Source organism: Haloplanus natans DSM 17983, from assembly GCF_000427685.1.
GTDB classification, from domain to species: Archaea; Halobacteriota; Halobacteria; order Halobacteriales; family Haloferacaceae; genus Haloplanus; species Haloplanus natans.
The window spans coordinates 324,391-347,676 of record NZ_ATYM01000003.1 but is presented as its reverse complement, the minus strand read 5'-3'; the positions used below and the strand labels follow the sequence as shown (position 1 = coordinate 347,676).

Here is a 23,286-nt window from a genome sequence, read left to right as displayed (position 1 = left end):
TACTTTCCAGCCGGAGAATTAGCCTTTGATGTTTGATCGTTCGCCTGCGCTAAGCCATTATTTTCAGATGGAACGTCCCGTACTACGTGCCACATTGCCCTGTATTCAGCAAGACCGCCGAAACACATCACTGATTGAGGGTTTCGGTATAGCCAAGAGAGTCGCTCCACAGGAGTCCAACCTCATTGCACTCATATCACTTCAACGCCGGTAATCTCGATGCGGGCCCCACCATCGTCACTCTCGGTTACCGTTATCGTCCACCCATGCGCTTCGGCGATTTGGTTGACGATTCCCAGCCCGAAGCCGGTCCCATCCTCAGACGTGCTGTAGCCAGGCTCCAAGACCTGCTCACGATCTGATTCGGGGATCCCTAACCCATCGTCCGCAACAAAAAAGCCATCCTCGAATTCACCAACAGTCACGGTCACCCCCTCGCCCCCATGTTCGATAGCATTCACAAACAGATTCTCTAGGAGTTGCTGAAGGCGGCTGCGATCGGCTCGAATCGTCCGCGAGGTGGGTACCTGGAGTGTCGCCTCAGCCCCTTCGAAGCCATGACAACAATTCGTGGCGACGGTCTCTAAGCTGACGGGTTCGATATCAGTCACTGATTCGCCTTCGCGGGCCAACGTCAGCAAGTCATCGATCAATGCATCCATCCGATCATGCGCGGCCGCGACGTGATCGAGATGAGGGCTGTCACAGTCATCTCGTGCGGCGTGGAGTCGCCCTTGTGCGACCGACAGTGGGTTCCGGAGATCATGCGGGACGACGCTGGTGAACTCTTCTAAGCGTGCATTCTGGCGTTCCAGTTCCTGTTCACGCTCGCTGCGGGGGGTGATCTCACGAAGGATCCCGGCCGTCCCGCTATACTCGCAGTCCTCGGGAAGTAAGCCAAGATGGTTCTCACAAAGAATCCGACCTCCTCCATGGGTTTGGACCTCCATCTCGAACGTCGCCCGTGTCTCCCTGCTCTCAAGCAGCGACGCAATCAGCTGCTGGCCCGGCTTGACGGCTGCCTCGTCCATGATGATCGAAATGTGTTCACCAAGCAGTGTCGCCTTCTCATAGCCGAGGATTTCGAGTCCGGCCTCGTTGATGAAGGTAAATTTCGAGGTGTGTCGATCCACCGTCTGGCGAGCCAATTTGACGGTGGGTTCACAAATCGGAGCAGATCCGACTTCGGAAGGTCGTCCATCAGGAGACACAGACCGAGAGAACCGATATGACCTCATCCAGAGGTGGTTGGCCGAGCAACCATCCTTCGAATTTCTCTTCGACAGGAGCATGAAGCGTTCGAGAGCAGTCGAGTGGTCATCCCGGCTGTCGCCTGCGGTGCCGAACGCTCTTCGCCCACACTCAAACATGGCTACTGACCAGCACACGCAGCGACGCGAACGGAGCACCGACTCGACGAACGACGGCACTCCAGCAGCCGACCACGCCCACGTGCCGGCGCTCATCGCCGAAGAATACACACTCCGGTTCGCCGGACTCACCGACGGCGATGCGGAGGCAGTTCCCGGAAACGACGAGCGTTCACCGGAAGCCTGGTGTGGAGACGACAGCGTGACGGCACTTGAGCAGGCCATCGCGGTGCTGCCACGAGCCAGTTCCGGGGAACTCTGGGCGACCAACGAGTTCGTTGAAGCCGACGGCGCCGTCGACGTCACCGCTATCGAGTCGGTTCACGGGCTCGATACGGATGCGCTCGAACAGACGGCCGAACGTTCGCTGGACGAGCTAGCCGCCCGGACCGACGCCGAGCTGATCGTCCCCATCGAGGATCATCAAGACATCGTCGACCGGCGCCGGAAGGCGCTGTGTGCGCTGGGCTATGACGTTCGGTTCCGCTGGCAGATCGCCTCCGATCGCTACTCGATCATCAATCCGCAAGAAGCCTACCAGCCAATCATCACTGCACTCCGGGGACGGGGTGAAACCGGGGCATTCGGCTGTCTGAGCTACCGCGACTGGGGCGGGCTGCTCAAGCTGTTCGTCGTCTGTCCCGGCCTCAAGCAGGTCGTCAGCCCGCCTGAGGAGGCAGTCGATATCGACGACGAGAACGATATCGACGCCCTCAGGAGCGGTCGCGTTCGGAAGGCCGAAACGGCGGATTCAGACGGTGATTTGGTCGTGTACGGCGGCTTCGAGACGGGGTATGACTTCCGGGGAACCCAGACGCTGTGGGCGAAGCCGATCCTGTACTTCCCGGATAGCGAAACGATCGTTCCGGATACGGGTCAGCGGTACACCCGCCGGCACTACGGACAGGCGACCAACGCCGATCACGAGCGCGCGAACGATCGGGTGCCCATCAGCGAGTGGTGGGCGTCGATCTACGACGACGTCGAGACGCGACTGGTCGATGTCGACGAAACACTCCGGCGAGCCCGTGCGATCACCTACGATTTCGAGGTGCTTCCGTTCTCGGCTACCGACTGCTACCGGTACTGGGGCATCGCCGACACGTACGCCGCTGTCGCGGCTGAGCGGGCGACCAGCCTCGCCGATCCCACGTCCCGACCGACGGTGTTCAATCTCCAGCTGTCGTTGCTAATTGCGCTGCTGGAGGAGTACACCGGGTCGTGGGCCTCGAACACATACCAAGAGTATCTCGAGGTGGCTGGCGAATTGCTCCGGACGCCGGCGATGATGATCCAACTGGCCATGCAGGAGCACGACAGGCAGGTCGAAGACGCGGGCGAACGGGTCCTCGCAGAGGGCCAGCAGACGTTGAGCGACGCCCTCGAGGACATCGTCGAGATCCCGGGCATCGACGTCGACACCGAGGCCGCTCTCTCGGACCGGGAGGCTCAGCGACTCCACGATCAAATCCAGCAGCAGCTGGACGACATCTGATTTTGAGCATCCTATCGAACTATCACTCAGTGATACGTTTCGGTGACCGTGCTGAATACAGGGCGCAGATTCAGTTCTCGGTTGCGTGGATTACTCTATGAGCACTGATATCCCACTTTTGATCCCAGGCATCAGTTGATCACATCTGAACAGCTAAAACTTGCCGTTGGTAACTATTCGGTCGTGTCGCAAAGTCCTCTAGCACTACTTCTGGGGGTTAATCCGGCAAGCTGATAATCTCGGCTGAAGAAACAGAGCGATGAAAGAACTTGCGCACGACCACGGAGATGCGGCAGGGTTTCTCAGAAAGTATCAAGCCTGTTTCGCCACGAGAGCCGACGGCTCTTCGTGGCCGAATTGGGAGACGACATGGCAGCGTGGAGCACAGTATTTTCGCGGTCTTATCCGGCCAGGGAGCAACAAATCAGTCGCAGGAATCGCAAGCATGGTAGACCTCAAACAAGAGAAACTCGAACGGTTCGTCCGGGAGAGCGCCTGGGAGTACGAAAACGTCGAGGATCAACTCCGACAAACAGTGCCCGAGGCGGCTCAGGGAGCCGCCTCTGTGCTTATTCTTGACGGGATGGGAATCCCCAAACAAGGACACGACAGCGTCGGTGTTGGCCATCAATGGTGCGGTGCAACCGGGAAAATGGATAACTGCCAAGTGACCGTTAACCTCACTCTCGCCTCACCAGGACAGCACCGCAACGCAGATCAAGTCAGTTGGCCACTTGGAATGCGACTGTTCACGCCCAAAAAGTGGATTGGAGACGATTCATCCGTCTACGACAGCAGCCAACAACAGCAACAGTACGCTCAACGGCGGGAAAACGCTGGAATTCCTGAGGATCTTGAGTACCAATCAAAACACGAAATCGGCGGTGATCTGGTCGAAGAGGCCGCTAACAGCGGCCTCGACTTCGGCTGTGTTCTCGGTGACAGCAATTTCGGCAAATCACCCAAACTCCGCCACAGACTACGGAGCCAGGATAGTCCCTACGCGCTGGAACTTGTCCCATCGAAGTTTCCAGTCGTTGACGAAGAGACACCACTGGAGGAAGAGTCTGAATCGGGATCAGGTGATCCCGATGAGACTCGCTGGGAGATTTCAGAAGACGGGGAGATCTTCTCTCCAGAAGATCTCGCTCACAAGGTCGAAGACAACGAAACTGATCTGGAATGGGAACACATCGACTGGGCAAAAGGGACGAAAGAAACGCTGAGCGGAGAGTTCTACCGCACGCGTGTACGTGTTGTTACCGATAGGGCTGACTGTGAAGTTGGCGAAGAAACCGGTTGGTTGCTGATTGAGAAAACTGATGAGGACGAGGATGACTCAACGGTGAGTCTCAAGGCATGGATTTGCTGGGATCTCGACGAGTCTTCGCTCGAAGAACTGGTTCAATGGACGCACCTGCGGTGGTCCATTGAACGGTTCCACCAAGATATCAAACAGCACCTTGGAGCTGATGAATTCCAAGGACGAAGTTGGGATGGATTCCATCGCCATCTTGCGGTTGTGATGTTAGCTCATGCGTTCATTGCAACTCATCGTCTGGAGACTGAACACAACCTACCGTCCTTCAAGGACGTAATGCAGCGGATCGTCCGCGAAGCGGCGATCCAGCAACTGATGGAGAACCTGAACTTCGACCGGCAGACGGCAACCGACGCAGCTGAGGAGATGTTACAGGGATTCACTGACTGGCGTATCCCTGATCTGTAAACTGGCAGCCAACGCAGTGCCTGCCGCTTGTGAGCGGCAGCACTGCTCACACGTCGGTTCTATGTGGCACTCTCCTCCAGTTTTTCCGCCTGAAGCACACGTTACTCTCAAACGAGAGTTGGAGCGTCGAATCTGAGTTGAAGTTTCGTCAAACCGGAGCAGATCGCGACGAGTTGCGCCGGCCTCGTCGATGTTTCTGCCCAGATCTCCTTGTTTCCAGCCTAAACCCCAGAAGTAGTGCTAGTTGTGTCCCTCGGAGCCCCTGTTCGTCGGCCTCAAGATACTTGAGAAAGGAATTGTTCGCGTAGACAACCTGATCGTGTTTGTTGAGGATACCGACACCAACATCGATTGCTTCTATTCCGCTGAGGAGCTGTTTTTGGGTTTGCGAAAGCCGCCGCGCTTCGACTGCGCTCACGATTTTGTGTCCAAGAACCTTCAGATTCGCCGTTCCACCCCGCTTTTGGACGTAATCGGTCATCCCCGCCGCGAGTGCCTCAGTTATCATCGTTTCAGATTGACTACTTGTATAGAGGATGAACGGTAATGTTGGCCACTCTTCGCGGACGGTCTGCAGAAATTCGACCCCATTTGTCCCGGGCATCGAGTAATCCGAGATGAGACAGTCTATTTGCTCATCAGCAAGCTGCTTCAGCGCCTCGGCCGCACTTTGTGCGGAGTCGACTTCAATCCGGTCATCGTACTGCTCTAACTGTCGCCTGCCCGTTTCGACGAGTCGTGGGGTATCGTCCACGTGGAGAACACGGATTGGTGACCGCTGATGATAGATCATTCCCTCTCACTCAACAGAGCTCCCTGTGTGTCGGTTCTGGTGACCGTTCCGTTGTTGTCTCCTAGCATATCTTCGGTTTGTACAGCTTGATTACACCGTATGTCTTGGTGTAACCGCTGAATGGGTCATACTATTGTACCATATCCACTTAGTTTCGGTATGCACATGTGCCCATCTGTTGTCGCACAGCACTGAATCACACCTCAACCGAGTGTCGTTCCGTCGGCGACTCCTGGAGTAGTTCAACAACAAAAGTAGCCCCAGTGGGATCGTTGTCTTCAATCCAGGCCTCGCCACCGTAGTCATCCAGCAGTTGAGTGACGAGATAGAGTCCAATTCCCGTCCCCTTGCTATCAAGTCCCTTCTCACCCTTTCCGAAGATATCTTCTCTGATGTCTTCAGGCACACCCGGGCCGTTGTCACTGATCCGGACCTCAACTCGGTCTGTTCGCTCCTGTGCCGACACAGTTACCTCGGGGATCTCACTATCATTATGTAGTATGGCGTTTTCGAGAAGATTCCGGAAGACCGATGACAGCATCTGATTTGCCTGGACGTGTACACGGGGAACATCTTCTATGGTGACAACGGCATCTTCGTAACTCCGAGTGATGTCTCTGACCTCAGATTCAAGAGTTGCATCGAGTCGCACCGGTCTCAGGTCGCAGGTCTCATCAAGCACTGTCCGCATCAGATCCCGGAGCCCTGTCGTGAGATTCCTGATGTGTTCACCACGGTCCAACAATTGCTCTAACAGTTCCGCTCCATCTTTGTCGACGTGTTGTTCGAGTTCTGCTCCCAGCCGGGACATGACCACCACGTCATTACGGATATCATGACGGAGAATCCGGTTGAGCGTCTCTAATTCTTCATTTGTCTGTTCGATCTGCTCGTGTGATTCTTCGAGGTTTTGCTTGGCCTCTTCAAGCTCCCGCTCGTATTCTTTAATCTCGGTTATGTCACGGGCGTAGCCCAGAACCGCGTCTTCGGCTTTTCGTGCAGTTTTAAATGGAATTCTCGTTGTTCGGAACGTGTGTTTGTTACCGTTGGGACCAACGAGGGTCTCTTCATGGGTCAAGGGGTTGCCGGTTTCGATCACCTCAATTTCTCGCTGCTGATATTTATCGAAGTTTTCAATATTTTCGACATCTGACTCGATTGTTTCTTCGCGTGTTCCTTCCATTGTTTCCGGTATCAATCCGTGTAACTCGGCATTCGCCGCATTGGAGAGGAGTACCTCATCGTCCAGTGTCTTCACATAGAGTGGGTCGGGGACAAGATCGATGATCTGACGAAGTTGTTCATGGGCCTGTTCTGTGGCTTCCTGCGTGTTTTGCAACTTAGTAATTTCGGTGAAAATGAGCACTCGTCCATCCAGTTTGTCCGGGTCAGATCGCTCTCGATACCGATAGTGGCGCAATCTTTGGCCCGTGGCAATTTCGACAGTGTCTGAATCGGACGCAATTTGTTCGGCGAGATCGCCAATGAGAGCTTGTGTCAGTTCGTTTCCGACTATATCATCATCCGACAACAGCGGTTGGGCCGCATCGTTGGCATCGACGATACGGTCGGTTTGATTCACAACGAGTACTGGGTTGTCGGTTACCTCAAACACCAGTGATCGCGCAGTGGGGGATATATCGACAAGTTGTGTGGAAAACAGCCCGTATCCAAGCAGGAGACTGGTTGCAGCGAATCCGATTGGGGTCGGATCGAGAGCAGGATGTGGCCAACTCCAGACCACGTAGAGGATGTTAGTGGTCCACGAAATCCCAATAGCAGGCAGGAGGACGAGCAACTGTAGCCGGTAGGGCTTGGAACGCTTGAGACCAGCGTGAATAAGCAGGCCTGACCCAACGGTCATCAGTGTCCAGCTGAAGATGGCAAACAGCCAATACCACGGTCCAACAGCCTCTATAGAAAAAATAGCAACCCCGTCTACCGTTGTTGTCGTATAGCCACTGTAGAACAAGCCATGCATTTGTGTTGTCACAACGACCAGAACAGTAAGTACGGGTAGCACAGACAGAGCGACGATGACGGGCCGTGTGACCCACTGTGATTTCCCATCGTAGAGTAGGGCGAACAGGACAAACACCACCGGGGTCCCGGTAATGCCGATGTATTTGAACGCAGTAATGGCGACGAAGATATCGATATCCGAGACGAATAATCGGACCAGTGATCCAGCAGCCCAGATAGTTGCCGCCGCAAGCAACGCAGTAAATACCCGACCGAGTTGTTTGGTCCAGTAGTTGCGAGCAGTATACACTGCCAAACCAAGCGTTAGCCCGACGCTAATAACGTGGATAGCGGTGTATCCAAAGATAATCCACGATCCTGCTATGCTCGCCCCCATTATTGTAGTGTGGTTGTGGGACGATGTAAATATCCTCTTATTTTATGCGATTTATAACATGGTAGCACATCTTATTTCAACAAATTCCAAATTTGTATTTTACCCGAATTTTGCGCTAAACAGTTTGCCTTGGGCAGCTCGGAGGTGCCGGAGAAATGTAGAGTGACTAATATCCAGGGACTCGGCGATAGCAGTGGCAGAACTCCCGCGGGGTTGGTTGAAGTAATCGTGATAGTAGGCTGCTTTGAGTGCTGCCAGCTGTTTCTCAGTGAGTGTGTTTGTTCCCACCTGTCGCCGACTGTTGTCAGCCTGTTGTTCGCGTTCAATGATTGACTGAACAGTGACTGTCCCGAACCTGTCTTCTAGCGGTTGGACGGTCGAACGAACGTCATTTTTGTTCTGTAGTTCGAAGGTGATTGTTGCCCCGTTCGTCTTGACAGACGTTGTGTTCACCACAACGCCCTGGGAGGCTAGTCGCGCTTCCGGGGGCTGGCCACTCACAGTTACTTCCAACCGATCCTGTGGTTCCTCAGATATGGGTGACACATCCTGGATATCCGGATGTGTAGCGAGTGCATCCTGAATACCGTCCTCTGGATCACCGTCAACTTCGAGGTACTGGATAACAGTATTTTCATCGACCAATACGGTTCCCGAAACTCTCGCCTCGGCGTCAAAGACGCCATCGCGTGCCAAATCGATGAGATAGTATCCCATCTGCAGTTGGATAGTGACCTCGACCGTCTGGTCTGAAGCGAGTGCTCCCTGTGTTTCCTGACTATGGATCGCAAACGCGATTGTATCTGCTAGCTCTTCGAGCAGTCGCTGCTCAGTGGCATCGAACCGACCACTCTGATCGTGATACACTGCCAGTACCCCGTAGGAGATATTGTCGTACACCAGCGGGAGGGCTGCGCCGCTTCGGTAATTGTATCCGGAGGCGATCTCGGCCCAGTCAGTCGCGGGGCGGTCGTCAAAGTTCTGCAGAAACCGTGTCTCACCGGTTTTTATCGCCCAGACTGCCGGTTCAGAGTTCATCCCACAGTCTTCAATACCTCGGTCGATTGCCTCAATATACCGTCTATCACCGCCCACAGTCCGGGGAACCACGACATCGCTGTCTCGTTCAGCGACCCACGCCAAGGCGTATCCATGGCGCTGTAACTGGTCAGTCACATCCTGTTCAAGTCGTTCGCGGGTTCGTGATTCGACCAGTGTTTCCTGTATTGTTCGGTTGAGGTCGCGTTCCCACTGCAGTTCCCGTTCACGCTGTTTGCGCTCTGTTACATCTCGGATTGAGACGAGTGTTGCTGGTTCACCTTGGTAGTCAAGTTGGCGGCCAGTGTACTCACAGTGTCGAATCGTTCCATCTGGGCGTTCGATTCGTGTCTCATGGAGTTGTGACTGCTCGTCTGTTGCATACCAACTGTCGAGTACGTCTCTGACCTGCGTCCGGTCGGCAGCGTAGATGCTTGTTTCGACAATCGATTCGTCTGTGAGATCCTCATGGTCTTGGCCAGTCAATTCTACCAGTCGCTCGTTGCAGAACAGTAACTGCTCATAGCGAAGGATTGCGATAGCGTCCCGACTCTGTTCGGTCACCGTTCGGTAGCGTTGCTCGCTTTCTTCGAGAGCATCCTGGAGTCGATAGTGGGTGACAGCCCGTCTGATCTTGTCGACAAATTTTGTCACCTGCTCGTCGCCGAACTCCTTGACGAGGTAGTCGGAGACGCCAGCCTCAATTGCGCGGGCAGCGACAGTCTCACTCCCTTGACTGGTCACCAATAGGAAGGGAAGCTGCGGGTGATGCTCACGGATTTGTTCGAGTAAGTCGATGCCTGTCTGGCCGGGCATCTGGTAGTCAGAGATGAGACAGTCGATGTCGTCGCGGTCCTGGAACGTCTCCAGACACTCACGAGCAGTTGTGGTGACGGTAACATCGATACTGTCGGCCTCGCGTTCAATATCGGTGGCGAGAAGTTTGGCCCACTGGGCGTCATCGTCAACTAACAGGACATGGATGGGTTCGGCAGTCGCATCTGGCTGCTCGCCGTTAGTCAGTGAATAACTCATCGCTCACCCTCTGCCGTTGGAATGGCTTCTGTCGAAACTGTATGCTCCGGTAATGTATATCTGTGCATAGTTATCGCGGTCGTGTTAACTTTGGCATCGATTCCACCAGACGGCGAGAGCTTGGAGCCACGATTCTGCTGTCGTCGGCTCCACGTGACTGAACGTATTTGAAAACGAAGAGGTTCGTCGTTTTACCTCTCTGAATAGACGTTCGACAGCATTCCGATTGCCATGGAGTTCGTATCTGCAATCGAGGCCGTGTCGGTCGAGGGCAGTTTTGAGCCACTGAGCATCGTCGACGAGAAACACGGCGGTTTCGACATCGTGTTTCTCGCGTAATTCGCTCAGGAAAATTTCGGTGAGACCGGTCGTATACGTGCTAAAGAGCCGAATATGAAGGAATGTGTTTGTTTCGGGATCGATGGCGGCATACAGCCAGTATTGCTGATCGTCGATTCGAATCACGGTTTCGTCAAGCGCAACGTGATTCGGGCTCGCACCGCCTTCGGGCTGTAAATCGGCCTTGTGCACCCAGTTGTGGACGGCTGTTCGAGAGCGTCCGACACCCAACCTCTCAAGAATCGAGATGGTATTCGAAAGTGATAGTCCAGCCACGTGCATCTGAATACCGAGCCGCATCGCGAACTCGGGTGTCCGCTGACGCTCCACAAAATCTAATTCGATCCAGTCGCTACCATCGCTGAGGCGTGTGATTTCTGGCATAGAGCACTACGAAATCAGCACGCCTCACTCTTCACGCTTAACTTGACACGACCGTTATCGCATAGTCATTCTATACAATATGTGTTAGTATGTGCATACTGGTTCTTTATGTATTCATTCTGAAGTGCAAATGATGAGTTCCGAGTTTAGGGTTAAGGGCAAACCCAGTTTGATAGTGAGTACCATATCGATGCAGTCATTTTTAACGGAGATATTCAGATGAGACGACAAGAGATACAGCGGACAATACTGATCGGCTTGGCGGTGATTGTTATCCTACTTGCAGGGATTCCAGCCCTATCTGGCACAGCAGCGGCCGATACACCGTCGTGTAGTTCTGTCACGTACAGCGGGAGCGGGACCGATGCTGACCCGTATGAGATAGATAGTGTCGATAAGCTACAATGTATGGGTGATTCTAGTACGAGTACGTCACAGAGCGACTCATTCGAACTCACACAGGATATCGACGCGAGTGGCACGTCTTCGTGGAACAGCGGCAAGGGCTTCGACCCGATTGGCACTTACGACTCGCCATTCACTGGTAATTTTGACGGCAACGGACACAAGATTGCGAACCTGACGATCGACCGACCCAACGAGAACGGAATCGCCCTGTTTGCGGCAGTGAGAGCAAAGAGTGGTGAGACGACGACAATCGACAATCTGCGTCTCGTCGATGTTAATATAACCGGACTGGCTGGTGACGACCGCGACGAATACGGTGTTTATGATGGGACTGCTGCCGGTGTTGCTGGAATCGCTGCGCAAGCGGGAGCAGAAGACGCTCCGAGCGATATGACCTTCCATAATATCTCCGTGTCAGGGACCATTACGGTCGAGACAGACACCAGCAGCGACAACGAATACAACGCCGCTGGCCTTGTCGCAAATGCCCATGGTGAGGGAAAGAACGGATTCACCATGGAGGGTGAAAACGTCTTTCGTGGTGAGATCAAGGCTGACGGTGTCACACAGGTCGGTGGGATGGTCGCGCGGACCGGGTGGCAGACCCAACTCAGTCAGGGCTATGTCAACGCCGAGATTACTGGCGGGGATGATGTTGGTGGCATCGTCGGCCACTCTTCGACCAACCCATCAGAATTCAGCAATCTCTATTTTGCAGGGAACGTCAGCGGGACCGATAGCGGTGGTATCGTCGGTAAAGTCGGCTCTTCTGACGACAATTTCAAATCATCCACCTACTGGGAGCAATCGTTTACGAGCAATGGATTCGGTGATAACTCTGAGGACGCAACCGTCGACATGACCGGTCGCACGACTGCAGAGATGCAGGGAAGTGCTGCCAAAGACAAGCTGGACAGGCTTGACTTCGAGAGCAGTTGGCAGACGGTTCCCCAGGGGTTCCCGGTATTCCAGTGGGAAGCAGCTGCGACTGATACAAAATCGATAAACGGGATTACGGCGGCAGCGTCTGACGTGGAGGTGCCCGACGGCAGGGAGGCCAACGTGACAGTGACTGCCACCGACACGTTCGGCAGTGGCGTTGAAAATAAGACAATCACTGTTGAGAAAGACGGTGGACTCACGGGGATCAGCGACGGTGACACTGCAGACACCGACGCGAACGGTGAGGCGAACTTCACGTTCACGGCCGACACCGAAGGGCAGTTCGACCTCACGTTCTCTGTAGAGAACTCCTCAATCACCACGACCACAACGGTCAGTGTGCTGTCCATGAGCGGAGACGGTTCGGCGGCAAACCCATACCAGATTTCGGACTGGTACGAGTTGAACAACATCCACCAGAACCTCGGGGCGAACTTCACGCTAGCCGCAGATCTGGACAAGAACAGTGCCGGGTATAGCTCGGTGGCCAGTAGCTCCGCCAACAGGGGCAGTGGTTTTGACCCACTTGGCGACGACACCACCAGCTTCACGGGGTCGTTCGACGGCAACGGATACACCATCTCGAATCTGACGATCAATCGGAGCAGTACGGATTACGTCGGGCTGTTTGGCTCGGTCGAGAGTGGTGGCACGGTCACGAACGTTATGCTCGCGGACGCGGACGTGACCGGGCAAAACTGGGTCGGTTCCCTCGTCGGTAATCACACTGGCAGTGACATCAGCAATGTCTCTGCAGGTGGAACGATATCTGGCAGAAACTATGTCGGCGGAGTGGTCGGCCAGATTCGGAACAGCAACGTCTCTGACAGTAGCGCGAGCGGCAATGTGACTGCTACCGCTGAGTTCGCCGGCGGACTCGTCGGTGATCTCAGCAGCGGCAATATCAGCAACTCGTATGCCAGTGGCGCAGTCACCACCGACAACGACTACGTTGGTGGACTCGTCGGTGATCTCAGCAGCGGCAATATCAGTAACTCGTATGCCAGTGGCGCAGTCACCACCGACGATGACTACGTGGGTGGACTCGTCGGCGAACTCGATAGTGGCAATATTAGCAACTCGTATGCCAGTGGCGTAGTCACCAGCGACGGCGACGACTCCGTGGGTGGACTGATTGGGATTCATACTAACGGCGACATCATCGACTCGAACGCCAGTGGAGCAGTCTCCGGCGACGACGACGTGGGTGGACTCGTCGGCGAACTCGATAGTGGCAATATTATCAACTCGTATGCCAGTGGTGCAGTCACCAGCGACAGCGACGACGACGATATCGGTGGACTTGTTGGTATAGTCACCAGTGGAGCGATTATCGATTCCTCAGCGTCCGGGAACGTCACTGGCGACGACGACATCGGCGGCCTGGTCGGAGACCACGACGGAGCCGATATCGTCAACTCGACTGCAACTGGAACTGCCACTGGCGACGACGAAATCGGCGGTCTCGTCGGAGACCACGACGGAGCCGATGTCATTAATTCGACTGCAACTGGTTCCGTCACCGGTGACGACGACATCGGCGGCCTCGTCGGGGGCTACGACGGAACCGATATCATCAACTCGACTGCAACTGGTTCCGTCACTGGCGACGAGTATGTCGGCGGCCTTCTCGGGACCTTTGGGTCCGGTGCTGGCAACGTCTCCAATTCACACGCAACTGGATCAGTTAACGGCGATAACCGCGTTGGTGGCCTCGCTGGCCGATTCCGGGGCGATTACCTCAAGAACTCGTACGCAACAGGAAGCGTGGACGACACGGGCACATCGGAGTGGAACTTTGGTGGCCTCGTCGGACGGTTCTCGAATGGCGGCCATATCATGGAATCGTACGCGACAGGAAGCGTGTCGAATACGGGCGAGAATACTGGTGGCCTTGTTGGCTATATTGTAAGTGGTGAGGTGACCAATTCCTATGCAACCGGGAATGTAACCGGCGAGGGTGACCACGTCGGCGGTCTTATCGGGAGGCATGAAGGCGCAGCAGTGACTACCTCCTATGCAGCTGGCAATGTAACTGGTGGGGGCAGTGATATTGGCGGCCTCGTCGGGTTGAGCAGTAGCATAGTCACAGATTCGTACTGGGACGTGAACACGACGACCCAGTCTAGTTCCGCCAATGGTACGGGGCTCACGACTCGGGAACTCGCTGGCGACTCAGCCAAGACGAACACGAGTCTCGACTTCACGAACACGTGGGCTGTGATCGACAACTCCACGTACATTTCGTACCCGTACCTGCAGGCCAACAGCCAAACGCCTGCACCCGCGGCGAGTCGTCCTGCAGTGTCGATCAGCAACGTCACCACGGCGAATCCCTCGGCGCAGAACGTCTCGGTTTCACTGGAGGCCAGTGGCCAACTCCAATCGCTGTCGGTGAACGTTAGCGGTGCCGAATCGGGGACACTCTCGCTGGCGAAGTTCACCGAGAGTGGCAGCGGTCCGTACACGTACACCGCGACCTACGTGGGATCGAGTGGCGGTGACTACACCGCGACGGTCGAGAGTGCCGCCGGCTTGAACGGCAAGGACGGCGCGAGTGGTGAGTTCGATACTGTCACAGTTGACTTGTACACGATCAGTGACTGGTACGACCTCAACAACACGCGCAACGACCTTGACGCGGATTATGTGCTCGGTTCAGACCTCGATGAGAACAGTGCCGGATACAGCGACGTAGCGAGTCCAACAGCCAACGGCGACAATGGCTTCGTTCCGATCGCTCGGGACACAGACACTACCACGGTCACGTTCGATGGCACGACGTTTACCGGAACCTTCGACGGGAACGGGCACACCATCTCGAACCTGACCGTCAACCGTTCTGACCGCTCCCACGCCGGTCTGTTCGGGTCGATCAGCACTGGTGGAACAGTTTCGAACGTCACTCTCACAGATGCGAATGTAAGTGGTGATGGATATGTCGGTGGTCTCGTCGGCAGTTCAGATGGGACGATACTGAATTCGAGTATCACCGGACGTGTGACTGCTGACTACCAGCGAGCAGGCGGACTCGTCGGTCGGAACAACGGAACTGTGAGCGGTATCACTGTGAGTGGAAACGTTACAGGCTCCTTGGTGGTTGGTGGTCTCGTTGGCGAGCAGCAATCTGCTGGAGTGATAACCAATTCGTCGGCGAATATATTCGTCACGTCACAAAACGACAACACGGTAGAGGCAGAACTCGGCGGTCTGGCTGGACGGAATTTCGGAGATGTGAGACACTCGTCGGCGGCTGGCACAGTCACGACCCAGGACGACAAGCTGGTCGGCGGTCTCGTTGGAAAGAACTTTGGCGGAAACATCTCCCACTCGTACTCGACGGCAACCGTGTCAGGAGTGGACTGGGTTGGCGGTCTCGTCGGCGAAGACGTGCCGAACCACGCTCAATACACGTCTGGCAGTATCATCGACTCGTACGCGACAGGGAACGTCTCGGGCAGTGGGGCCTCTATCGGCGGCCTGGCCGGCAAAATCGGTCAGTACGATAGCGCTGGTGTCAGCGTCGTCGATTCCAACGCGACAGGTGAGGTCGACGGGCAAGAAAAAGTCGGTGGCCTGATCGGCTACATGAGCGGTACAGTGAAAAACTCCTCTGCGACGGGATCAGTCACCGTCGAAACGAAGAATGCTGGCGGACTCGTCGGCTTTTACCAGGGCAACGGTAACCTGACAGACTCCAATGCAACAGGGAACGTGACCGGACAGAATGCGATGGCGGTGGGTGGACTCGCCGGTCAGAGCTACGGACCGGTCGCTACCTCCAGCGCAACGGGGAACGTGACCGGGAAGGCTGCAGTCGGCGGTCTCATCGGTGCGCACGGAAGCGGTAATATAACTGGGGCGTTCTCATCGGGGACCGTGACTGCAACCGGCAGTAACGCGGTTGCGGGTCTGACCGGGAGTTACGCTGGTGGTCTCGTTGGATATACCATCTCTAATTATGGAACTGTTAGAACCATCACCGACTCCTCCGCGATGGGGAACGTGACCGGACGCAGCAATTTCGTTGGTGGAGTGGTTGGACTGCACGGTGACGGTGACATCACGAACACGTCTGCAACCGGCGCTGTCAGTGGGGCCAGGCATGTCGGTGGCCTGCTCGGAGCGCAAAACAGCGGCAACGTCACTGACTCCACCGCAGGTGGAGCGGTAAACGGGAGCAGCAACGTTGGTGGTCTCGTCGGTGTGACCAATCTCGACGGACTCGCTACGAGCGATGCTGGGTACATTACGACATCGACGGCATCCGGCAACGTAACTGGAAGCGGATCGAATAGCAGCAACGTCGGCGGAGTCGTTGGGTGGCTCAGCGATAGCACTGTTACTAACTCAGTTGCAATCGGTTCGGTTGACGGTGAGACGGACACCGGCGGATTTGTCGGACAGAACGACGGTTCTGTCAAGACCTCCTACACGACAGGTACAGTCACAGGCGACAGTCGTGTTGGTGGCTTCGCTGGAAACAACACAGCCAGCGGATCAGTGGCCCAGGCCTACGCGACGGGCGGAGTCACCGGCGACAGCAGCGTCGGTGGGTTTGCCGGCGTGAACAACGGCACTGTTTCAGACACCTACTGGGACACCCAGACGACCGGCCAGTCCAGTTCCGCCGGTGGCACCGGACTGACGACTCGGGAACTCGCAGGTGACTCAGCCAAGACCAACACGAGCCTCGACTTCACGAGTACGTGGAACGTGGTCGACAACTCCACGTTCCTCTCGTATCCGTTCCTCCAGACGAACAGCCAAACGCCTGCACCCGCGGCGAGTCGTCCTGCAGTGTCGATCAGCAACGTCACCACGGCGAATCCCTCGGCGCAGAACGTCTCGGTTTCACTGGAGGCCAGTGGCCAACTCCAATCGCTGTCGGTGAACGTTAGCGGTGCCGAATCGGCGACACTCTCGCTGTCGAACTTCAGCGAGACTGGCAGCGGTCCGTACACCTATACCGCGACCTACGAAGGATCGAGTAACGGAACCTACACTGCAACGGTCGAGAGTGCAGTCGGTTCAAACAGCAACGATGGGGCGACCGGCGAGTCGGACAGCCTCAGTATCGATGGGCCACCGACAGCCCCAGATAACAGTTCCCAGAGTACTGACGAGGACAGCACGGTAAGTGTCGCCGACGGCGACAGTGCTGATCTACTCGAACTTGCCAGTGGTTCCGGTGGCGAGAGCGTCACGCTCACGAAAATCAACGACAGCAGTTTCTCGTCTGGCGCGACAGTTACACTCTCCTCCGGCGCACAGGTGACGGTCTACAACAACGGAAGTTGGAGCTACGATCCGAACGGACAGTACGATTCACTCACCAGCGGCGAGAGTGCGACGGATAGCTTCACATACACGGTCGAAGATGACGACAACGATATCGATCAGGGAACGATTACTGTGTCAATCACCGGGATTGACGACACGGTACAGTTCGACTTCTCCGGAATCTACAACGCTGATGTCGTGTATGGAAGCGACCAGGCCGGAGATTTCGATGGCAGTAATCGTGCCCTCGTCTCGAACACAGTTGCTAGCAACAACGGAAACTCGGGCGATGGTGTTCCCGATGATGGCGTGTTCGAAAACACGAGCACGCATCCGAAAATCGATCTGCCAGATTTCCACACGAGCAGCGGCAACAATGCATGGCAGGTGCCGGGAACTGGGAGTACGACGATCAGTATTTCCGACGGCAAGTACAGCACGGTTCATCTGATCGCATCGGCTGGTGGTGCCGGAACCGGAAGCCCGGCGAAGTTCACAGTCACCTACAAGTACCAGGACGGGTCGAGCGAAACGTCGTCCGAATTCACAGTTTCCGACTGGTACGGCACGCCACCGAGTGCTCCCGGCTACGCTCTCAAAGACGATATGGATCGTATCACAGACGTGGGCGGCAGTGACAATTACGAGGATGCAGACGCTCCTGCCATCTTCGGATTTGCGTCAGCAGTGGATTCGAAGAAGACACTAACCGATGTCACGATCAACGTCACCGAAAATCAGGCAGGAACATTCAATTTCTTCGGTGGTGTGGCGACGCAGTCGTCGTCTGACGCTGTCGCTCCATCGATCTCGAACGTCAACGCGACCAATCCAACTGGGCAAGATGTTCAACTCCGTTTCGACTCTGACAAACAACTCTCGACGATTTCGGTCTCGATTAGCGGCGCCGAATCCGCCACGCTCACCGAGAGTGACTTCTCTGAGAGCGGCAGCGGTCCATACACGTATACCGCGACCTACGAAGGATCGAGCGATGGCAACTACACTGCAACCGTCGACAGTGCAGTCGGTCCGAACGGCAACGACGGCGCAAGTGATGAGTCAGCTGTTGTCAGAATCGACACTGGTGTCGAAACTGTCGAAGCAGGGGACAACCGGACCGACGATAGTAGTGACGACGATAGTAGTGACGACGATAGTAGTGACGACGATAGTAGTGACGACGATAGTAGTGACGACGATAGTAGTGACGACGATAGTAGTGACGACGATAGTAGTGATTCATCAAGTGGCTCCGGCGGCGGTGACGGCACAGCTGAAGACACCCAAGAAGAGACACAGATCAAGCAAGTTACGCTCACGGCCGATGATACAACGGGAGATACAACCGATACCGATGAAGACCCAACCGATGGATCCGATTCGACAGATACGAGCCCGACAATCCAAGCAGACAGCCTCACTGTAGATGTTGAGACATCGACGCAGCCAACGGTGTCTGTTTCAACCTATGAGGCTGATCTAACGCCGAGCGATCAACTCCGCGTAACTGGATCGGACAGTGCCAGCGGTGAAGGGTCTGCCAGTGGGACCTCTTCAGCGGAGATAGAGACAGCTGCGGCGTCCTTCGAGCAGTCAACGAAAACAGTCGCTGCGGGATACGCAGTGATTGAGACAAGCCTGAACGAGACAGAGATCAGGGGTGCCACATTCAAGTTCAAAGTCCAAGCCGGATACCTCGACGAACTCGGTGCTGACCCGACTGCGGTGACGCTCTACCGCCAACAGGCTGGCGAGTGGAGCGGTCAGGAGACAGCCTACCTGGGTGAAAGCGGTGGCTTCCACGAATACGAAAGCACGATGCCTGGGTTTTCAGTATTCGCGCTGGGAACCGGGGCTGACGTGATGCGCATCGATGGTAACCTATCGCTAACCGGTACTGGCGCAGCCGATAATACGGTCACGGTTGGCGAAGCTGTCACAGTCAGTGCGACAGTCGAGAATCGTGGGCAAACCCGCGCGAATGAGACATTTGAGCTGACAGCCAACGATGAGGTGGTCGCAACCGAGGAAGTCAGCATTGCTGGCGGGAATACCACAACGGTAGAACTGACCTTCAGGCCGGATACGACTGGCGAGTACAGGCTGGGTGTTGGTGAGCAGGAAGTGCCGCTGACCGTCGAGGGTGACAGCGGGTTCCCATGGTGGATTGTGGTCATCATCGGCCTGGTGATTGTGGTGCTCCTCGTGATCTGGCGGCGACGCAAAAATAAGGAAGAAGAGCAGTCGACCCGGTGACAACCGCACCTGTCTTTCGTTTCAGGTGAGGCGGTCGGCAGTTGGAAATTCAGATTTGACTGATTGTGGTGGACTGTCGTATCGGGATTCGATTTCGTAGTATCCGAATTCAGACGGGATACGCGCACACGCTTTCGCTAGATTCTCGTCTGCGGTGTGAGTGATCACATGGATACGGGCGTTCTCTTCAAAGAATCTGGGGTTTGTAGCAGTTCTTGAATCACAAAGAACTACTGAGCTGCCTGTCCGACATCTGGGGGCTGTGTGGGGGTCGGGGGTTTTGACGTAGTCCATATTCGCGGACGATTTTCCAACTGGAATGGCAAAGCTGAATCCGACAGAAGAGTGCTGGCGGCAACTCTGATCGGCACTCGGAAACAGGTACTTCAATGAGCTTGATGACCTCCGGAGCGGAATCCGCTCAGCATTAGTAGAGATTGATCCACCCGGTATGTATCAATATCTCTGTCGGTGAGTATAAAGTTAATCGAATTATGTCTTAACTCGATTAGATCCCTCAGAGAATGGCGTCTATAACGACTATATCGAGTCGAAGTGAGTGATTTCTAATCGCCTTCACTCAAATATTCGCTTACGATTACTCATACAGTCGACCTTTTTGCCCATACATTGATCACTGGTGGATAATTGATGAATTAATTGGTCGTGTCGCAAAGTCCTCTAGAGTTCAGTAGCAACTGGCTCCCGTGAGGAACGGGTCGCCTCTGGTGTCCAACCTGAGAGGTGACCCATGCACGCCACAATCGACGTGCGGTTGACCGTTAGCATCGACGACGACAAAACGATACCGCTGGCCACGCTGGCTGAGTTCATCACTGACCAGAACGTCGAGTCAGTTCTTCTCGAAGGACTGGTCGAGAGCCTCGACGCGAGCCGCGTCGAGGCGCTCTGTGGCGAAAAACATGCAAACGGCAACGGTCAACAGCGGTTCCAACGAGCTGGAACCGATACCCGTACAGCCGTCACAACCGCCGGTGAGCACGAGTTCTCTCTCCACTACGTCGAGGATACCGACGCTGACCACGACGAACCCAGCTACTTCCGGCCCGTCGAAGATGTTCTCAGCTTCGACGGGCAAAACCGCTATCAGCAGGACATAGCGGCCAAGAGTGTCGATCTCGCCACCTCGCTCAGCTATCGTGATGCTGCTGATCACGGCGACGGCATCCTCTCAGAGATGCCGTCGCCGACCACTATCAACCGCCGCGCGAGAAAGTACGGCAGTAAGCTCAAGCAGTTTCTTCCTGACTGTGTTGCTGAAACAGACGCTAACGCGGTTATTCCTGACGGCACGAAGTGTCACAGCCAGGACGAAGACCGCTCGTACCACTCTGTCCAAGCCACGCTCGGCGAAGACACCGACGATGAGTCACGCTCCCTGCTGGATCTCTCGGTCAACGCTGATTGGGACGAGACAGCAAGCGAACTTGATGACATCGACGCAGTCACTGACGACGCGACGGTCGTCAGTGACGGCGATAGCGGCATTGTCACGGCCTTTACTGACGAAAACCGTGAGCACCAACTTGACCTCGTCCATGTCGGCCGGACGCTGGACTACAATCTGTGGGATGACGGTGTCTTCTCCTTAGATCGTCGCAACAAGATTGTCTCGGAAGTGATTGACGAAGTGTTCCATCTGAAGAACTCTGTCGCCAAGCACCGGCCAGAGGGGGAGTTCGCGGCGATCCGCGAACGGATCGCGCGAACGACCGAGCGTATCGAGAAGACAGCATGGCAGCTAGAGCAGTACGGATCAGAGAAGGCTGCGAGGTATCTTCGGCGGTGGCTGCCGTCGATTGTGACCTTCGCCGAGGCAGCCATCGAGGGGTTCGAGGTGCCGTGGACCTCGAACCCCGTCGAACGACTGATGGGCGAAGTCAGCAAGCGGTGCAAGAACCAGTGGATGCGCTGGACAACGGAGGGATTAGAGGCGATACTCCAACTTCGGCTGGTGAAATACGCTGATCCAGAGTACTACCAATCGTTCCTCGATGAACTGCTCCAGCGATCCACCAAAACAGCAATGAGCTGTGACCTCTCAATTGAGAGCACCAGAGGCAAACTCTAGACCGCTTTGCGACACGACCAACTATTCGCCTCCGAAGTAATCACGGTGGGATATCTAATCCCGGACCATCACCGCCAGCGTTGACCGCGATGTCGCAGGCTATCTCAAGCGACTCAACGAGAGCCTCGACATCCTCTTCACTGGAGATCACGCTTCGGTTCCCATGCATCACCTTGTTCCGGAACTTCTCAACCGTGTCGAACGCCTGCTTACATTGAGTTTTCGAGGAGAAATCCAGTTCATCTAGAAGAGTATTATTATCACGAACTACTTCTTTCAGATCTGCGATGGACATGAACTCAACTGGGTGAAGATTCACATTCTCGTCGACAGCGTCACTCCATCTACCTATCGCTCCTCCTCCTGAGCGGGCATCCTCGTAGACTTCTTGAAGCTCATCAACACTATACTCCTCCTTGATGAGATCGGATACTGCCTTCGCCATCTCCGCATAATAGGTGAACAAGAACTCCTTTGCAGTCCTTGTATTCAAATCGGCAGGCGTCACAATGCGCCAAGAATCTCGATCAGGATGCGTAGCTAACGCAAAGGGATACTCGGTCAAAATATTAATACAGTAAAGCATTATCTCGTTGTACCTAACGTACTGATCCTCATCGGTAGAGTGGAATTCTCCCGTGTCCACCTCATAGTACTCGCGTGAATTGTAGGGTCTAACCGGTGCGTAATCGTAGCCCTTCTCCTCAAGATCGTCGATTAAATCCTCCATCAGCTCATCTCGCTCAATTTCATTCTGGCCAATGAAATAGATCGGAGAACCAAGTTCCTCGGCACTTCCCTCACTCGGGTATCGAATGTAGTCCTCAACTTCTTCTTCGTTCCAATACATGTAGAGGAACAGTGAGACGAGGAATAAAAAATGCCACCTGTCTATTGATCAATCTACCCCTCAGATCTATAATTCTATCAGTAAAGTCACCGTTATATCGACCTCAGTCTGGTTACAAGCTCATATATGGTTAAGAAAATTTTTGAGACCACCGATAGACTCTCCGGTTCGGGATTAAGTAGTGAGATTTCTTGTTCATCCTTCAGAAACCGGGCAGTACCAGCGTGATGTGTCTCACCTGTAATCAAGCAGGCATTCTCGAACTCTTCTTGCGAATCGGCTATAACGCCGGCAAAATGGCAATTTCTTTCCTCATGTACAAGCGCGAGAAAACCTAGAAATAGTATATATCCAGCCAGCAATTCATATATTATGAGAGATGCGATATTTGACAAAGTGATGGGTAGTGGCCAGATCGAAACGAATACAACTACGACTACTGCCCAGTTCACAACTGAGCTAAGAAGCCTATTGTCATTTATAAACTGACTGAGATCAAGATCAACCTCCCGAGATTTTATTTCATACTTGTTCTTGAGACTCTGGGCCAGTTCTTGATCCCGTCCTGACGAATCTCCACCGAAGTAAGAAACGATTCGACCAAAGAATTCGATGAATAGGTATATCTGGAACGTAGCGGCCGCGATAACAAGGGGCGCATATGGAAACGTCTTGATTAGGGTGAGAAAGGCTCCAATGCTGAAAGCAGATGAGTCGCCTTCCATGAAAACAACATCAGGCTCCCCTATTGCGTTCTCGATTCGGTGGATTCGTTCTTTTAAATCGCTGTCGACATGCGTTCCTGAAGCGATATACAGCTCCAAAGTTGGTAATTCATACAGGTCGGGTCAATTTAGAAGTGTGGATCCGACTAATTCTGTCTCGGTGCCAAATCCGCCCTCTGTATCCA

11 protein-coding genes and 1 pseudogene are annotated in these 23,286 nt (G+C 54.8%); 5 read left to right on the top strand and 7 right to left on the bottom strand.

The genetic code is table 11. From position 1 onward, the window contains the following. Window positions 1-191 precede the first annotated feature (191 nt). Entirely contained in the window at window positions 192-1,133 is a 942-nt protein-coding gene (locus HALNA_RS01430; RefSeq protein ID WP_049934456.1) for a sensor histidine kinase, read from the bottom strand. A gap of 235 nt (window positions 1,134-1,368) precedes the next feature. Here HALNA_RS01430 and HALNA_RS01425 point away from each other — a divergent pair, with 235 nt between their 5' ends. Together HALNA_RS01425 and HALNA_RS01420 are read left to right on the top strand one after the other, a co-directional pair. Then, window positions 1,369-2,865 (top strand): hypothetical protein, encoded by a 1,497-nt coding sequence (locus tag HALNA_RS01425; protein WP_245575974.1) that lies wholly within the window; start codon window positions 1,369-1,371, stop codon window positions 2,863-2,865. Window positions 2,866-3,124: 259 nt separating this feature from the next. Beyond that, window positions 3,125-4,594: an IS701 family transposase gene (locus tag HALNA_RS01420; protein WP_049934454.1), complete on the top strand. Its 1,470-nt coding sequence runs from the start codon at window positions 3,125-3,127 to the stop codon at window positions 4,592-4,594. Between the two features lie 148 nt (window positions 4,595-4,742). Here HALNA_RS01420 and HALNA_RS01415 read toward each other — a convergent pair whose 3' ends face one another. The 4 genes from HALNA_RS01415 to HALNA_RS19130 all read right to left on the bottom strand — a co-directional run bounded on the left by HALNA_RS01415 (window position 4,743) and on the right by HALNA_RS19130 (window position 10,542). Beyond that, entirely contained in the window at window positions 4,743-5,348 is a 606-nt protein-coding gene (locus HALNA_RS01415; protein ID WP_169718994.1) for a response regulator, read from the bottom strand. Window positions 5,349-5,583: 235 nt separating this feature from the next. Beyond that, the gene (locus tag HALNA_RS01410; protein WP_049934451.1) at window positions 5,584-7,746 is read right to left on the bottom strand and encodes a sensor histidine kinase; all 2,163 of its coding nucleotides are present in this window, start codon (window positions 7,744-7,746) and stop codon (window positions 5,584-5,586) included. Between the two features lie 99 nt (window positions 7,747-7,845). Continuing rightward, window positions 7,846-9,819 carry a response regulator gene (locus HALNA_RS01405; RefSeq protein ID WP_049934450.1) on the bottom strand — a complete coding sequence of 658 codons (1,974 nt, stop codon included), beginning with the start codon at window positions 9,817-9,819 and terminating at the stop codon, window positions 7,846-7,848. Window positions 9,820-9,903: 84 nt separating this feature from the next. Further along, window positions 9,904-10,542 carry an IS6 family transposase gene (locus HALNA_RS19130; protein ID WP_084509844.1) on the bottom strand — a complete coding sequence of 213 codons (639 nt, stop codon included), beginning with the start codon at window positions 10,540-10,542 and terminating at the stop codon, window positions 9,904-9,906. Between the two features lie 219 nt (window positions 10,543-10,761). Here HALNA_RS19130 and HALNA_RS01400 point away from each other — a divergent pair, with 219 nt between their 5' ends. From HALNA_RS01400 to HALNA_RS01395, 3 genes and pseudogenes are all read left to right on the top strand, one after another. Continuing rightward, window positions 10,762-19,434 carry a GLUG motif-containing protein gene (locus HALNA_RS01400; RefSeq protein WP_157573386.1) on the top strand — a complete coding sequence of 2,891 codons (8,673 nt, stop codon included), beginning with the start codon at window positions 10,762-10,764 and terminating at the stop codon, window positions 19,432-19,434. Between the two features lie 310 nt (window positions 19,435-19,744). Then, a pseudogene (locus tag HALNA_RS19640) lies at window positions 19,745-19,909 on the top strand (IS630-like element ISHwa16 family transposase); the annotation flags it as partial. 276 nt (window positions 19,910-20,185) lie between these two features. Then, entirely contained in the window at window positions 20,186-21,526 is a 1,341-nt protein-coding gene (locus HALNA_RS01395) for an ISH6 family transposase (RefSeq protein WP_049934447.1), read from the top strand. A gap of 40 nt (window positions 21,527-21,566) precedes the next feature. Here HALNA_RS01395 and HALNA_RS01390 read toward each other — a convergent pair whose 3' ends face one another. Together HALNA_RS01390 and HALNA_RS19635 are read right to left on the bottom strand one after the other, a co-directional pair. Further along, window positions 21,567-22,376 carry a hypothetical protein gene (locus tag HALNA_RS01390; RefSeq protein WP_049934445.1) on the bottom strand — a complete coding sequence of 270 codons (810 nt, stop codon included), beginning with the start codon at window positions 22,374-22,376 and terminating at the stop codon, window positions 21,567-21,569. A gap of 92 nt (window positions 22,377-22,468) precedes the next feature. Next, complete coding sequence (locus tag HALNA_RS19635) at window positions 22,469-23,200, bottom strand: hypothetical protein (RefSeq protein WP_127341365.1); 732 nt, start codon at window positions 23,198-23,200, stop codon at window positions 22,469-22,471. Between the last annotated feature and the right edge of the window lie 86 nt (window positions 23,201-23,286).